The organism is Streptomyces sp. AC550_RSS872, from assembly GCF_019049285.1.
Lineage (GTDB): Bacteria > Actinomycetota > Actinomycetes > Streptomycetales > Streptomycetaceae > Streptomyces.
The window spans coordinates 1-283 of the sequence record NZ_JAGMUL010000178.1; the positions used below are offsets into that span (position 1 = coordinate 1).

A 283-nucleotide genomic window follows, 5' to 3' on the forward strand; every position below is an offset into this window, starting at 1 on the left:
TCCATGAGATCAACCTGGGCGCCACGGCCATCGGTACCGGTCTCAACGCCCCCGCCGGATACGCCGAGTCGGCCCGCCGCCACCTCGCCGAGATCACCGGACTGCCGCTGGTCACCGCCGCCAACCTGGTCGAGGCCACGCAGGACTGCGGGGCGTTCGTGCAGATGTCGGGCGTGCTCAAGCGGATCGCCGTGAAGCTGTCCAAGAGCTGCAACGACCTTCGTCTGCTGTCCTCGGGTCCGCGCGCGGGCCTGGGCGAGATCAACCTGCCGCCGGTGCAGGC

Annotated in this window: 1 protein-coding gene; it reads left to right on the top strand. The window is 70.0% G+C overall.

Going from position 1 to position 283, the window contains the following annotated elements:
- A partial coding sequence (locus KUM44_RS39695; RefSeq protein ID WP_254390790.1) for a lyase family protein occupies positions 1 to 283 on the top strand: 283 nt, incomplete at both ends.